Annotated in this window: 3 protein-coding genes; 1 reads left to right on the plus strand and 2 read right to left on the minus strand. The window is 50.2% G+C overall.

Translation table 11 applies throughout. The features are described from left to right. A partial coding sequence (locus G7026_RS22440; RefSeq protein ID WP_181073263.1) for a transposase occupies positions 1–458 on the plus strand: 458 nt, incomplete at its 5' end. Positions 459–736: 278 nt separating this feature from the next. On the opposite strand, the gene G7026_RS22720 is transcribed toward G7026_RS22440, so the two are convergent. Next, on the minus strand, positions 737–1,153 hold the full coding sequence (locus G7026_RS22720; RefSeq protein WP_258190408.1) for a DUF4145 domain-containing protein: 417 nt from the start codon (positions 1,151–1,153) through the stop codon (positions 737–739). Positions 1,154–1,491: 338 nt separating this feature from the next. Beyond that, entirely contained in the window at positions 1,492–1,869 is a 378-nt protein-coding gene (locus G7026_RS22450; RefSeq protein ID WP_181073264.1) for a hypothetical protein, read from the minus strand. Positions 1,870–2,454: the final 585 nt, after the last annotated feature.

Genomic DNA, 2,454 nt, shown 5'->3' on the forward strand with positions numbered 1-2,454 from the left:
AACTGGCGCGCTGGCATGCCGATGACGAGATAATCCGTAAGCTCGACGAAGTCAGTGGCATCGGTTTGCTGACGGCCAGTGCCTTGAAAACCGCCGTCGGCAAACCCGAGCGCTTCGCCAGTGGCCGACACCTCAGCGCCTGGTTGGGCATGACGCCGAATGAATACAGCAGCGGCGAAAGGCGACGCCTTGGACGGATCAGTTGCAAGGGCAACTTGTATGTCCGAACGCTACTGATCCACGGCGCGAGAGCCGCGCTACTGGCAGCCAAACGCTGCAAGGCGCGAACGCCCGAGCGATTAACTCAACTGCAAAGCTGGGCATTGGATACAGCCGAACGCATCGGCCACAACAAAGCTGCTGTGGCGCTGGCGAACAAGCTGGTAAGAATCTGCTGGGCCGTGTGGTGTCATGAGCGCCGGTTTAGCGGCAACTGGCACAGCACAAAGCCCGCCTGATGGCGGGTTAACAAAGTGAAGTGAAGGGTTTCTAGTGGTTGTGGTGAGAAGCGAGACTGTCGGAACAGGCGAGTCCTGCAGCAGAGCAAGGCCGATAACAACGATGATCTTCGTGATCGCTTGAACGCTTGGCCCCTGCTGCTGCGCGAACTACAGAATGGCCAGGGCAGTGCCCAGTACAGGCCGGATATACGAATGCAACCGCGCCGACGGCAGGATCGAAAAAGCTATTCCTCATCGCTTGTGGGGAGAGTCCATATACCAGTTGTTAGGCTTGCTTACGCTAATGTTGAAGCAACAAATCTTTCAATCTCGTTAATCATTGAGTTTACGTCGTCTTTGTTGAACTCTTCTGTTTTTCCGTGTGCTGCACTATTTCGAATGCCGGCGAAAGCGGTGATTCGCTTCTGGATAAGGGAATTATATATGCCTTGCTTTGCAAGATCCGCATTCATTTTATCGAGCTTGCCAAAAGGTATGTTGTGATCGCTGCATAAATTTCTAATGGTGGTCTCCAGAACAACCCCGGCAATGACTGCGGCTGCTGAAGCATACCCTGAGCTTAGAAGCTCTTTCGCTTGATCCAGTTCATTATCGAATACTTCTGCCTGGACAAGATTTCGAACTGAGTTTAAATGGCCGCCCTCAAAGTCTTCCTTGGCGGCCAGGAAGACTGCCTTCATTTGTTGCAGCATTGTGTAATTTCTGGTGAATGCGGTTGCGGTGCCGGCTTCTATAAAGGCGGAAAAGTGCTGAGAGTTTTCCCCGCAGAGATTAGATAGTAGGTTTTTGACTTTTACTTGCCAGTTAGTATCAGGTTTCCGTCTATATGCTCATAGCTTCCGGAATATTCGCTGTGCTTCCGTTGCTTTGTAGCTTCAATAGACAAAACTTGCGACTCCAGCTCTGAGAACCTTCTTTCGAAAATTTTAGTCATTCAGCGGTTCCCTTTGTGAGCCTAACGTTTGGTTAAGGGGCGGGCTTTAGCCCGTCCCAGTGAGCGAAGCGAACGATTTGAGCCACTAGTTAGGCGTTACACTTGTACTTGGATGAACGGGAAATAATTTCGAAACTCAGTAAGAATTGCATGGTTATCATGTAGTGAATTCAAAGCTCGACGCCTGCTCGGGCCGTCAAATACTTCACGATTGCGGATATATGCAATTCCGAAGATTGCTTCATCCTCCTGCTTTGTAAAGCTACGACCAGGGCTGAAGCCTATTGAGTTGTAGATATGAAAGCGAGGTGCGTCAAAATTTGATAGTTCCGCTATGTAGTCTGGATATGATTCTGCTGACTCCATAACCATGAAAGCCCACTGCTGCAGTTCTTCAGTGTTGATTGCATCACTAAAATAACAATTCACGACAAAGGCGATAGTCGATGAATTCTCGCGTGTAAGTCCATTCATGATCTAGGTCTAACGTTTGGTTAAGGGGCGGGCTTTAGCCCGTCCCAGTGAGCAAAGCGAACGGTTTGAACCAATAGTTAGAGGTTCTCGCGCACGGATGACTTGTTCTTTGGCTCCCAATAACCGCCGCTACCATGATATGTCTCGGCGTGTAGGGAAAAGCGTTCGCTGCAATTTGGGCAACAAAAGTTATATTCAACAAGATCGCCCCATGCTTCGCCTGATGCAACGGCTGCGAATGAATTTTGATTTATAGGCTCGAGGTCTGGCAGTTCGATGATTGTGCCGTCTTCCACGTTTTGCTTGGCGATTTTAATTGCTTTAAGCAAGTCGTTTGGCTGCCGAATTGGGTAGCGAACACAAAGATCGGCGCACTTCTCACACGGCATCGGACGATGACCTCTAACGTTTGGTTAAGGGGCGGGCTTTAGCCCGTCCCAGTGAGCGCAGCGAGCGATTTGAAGGCTGTAATGGACTCTCCCCGCACCACGTTTCTTCTATAACACCGTGGTGACTGTTCGCTGGGAGAGGTGCGATGAAACGCATAGCAGTTGATTTGGCCAAGTCCGTTTACCAGGTTGCCGA

The organism is Stutzerimonas azotifigens (genome assembly GCF_013522725.1).
In the GTDB taxonomy this organism is placed as follows: domain Bacteria; phylum Pseudomonadota; class Gammaproteobacteria; order Pseudomonadales; family Pseudomonadaceae; genus Stutzerimonas; species Stutzerimonas azotifigens_A.

Bases quoted from the DNA above. Each gene is read 5' to 3' on its own strand.
- G7026_RS22720 (WP_258190408.1), bottom strand. From the start codon at position 1,153: ATGCTGCAACAAATGAAGGCAGTCTTCCTGGCCGCCAAGGAAGACTTT.
- G7026_RS22450 (WP_181073264.1), bottom strand. From the start codon at position 1,869: ATGAATGGACTTACACGCGAGAATTCATCGACTATCGCCTTTGTCGTG.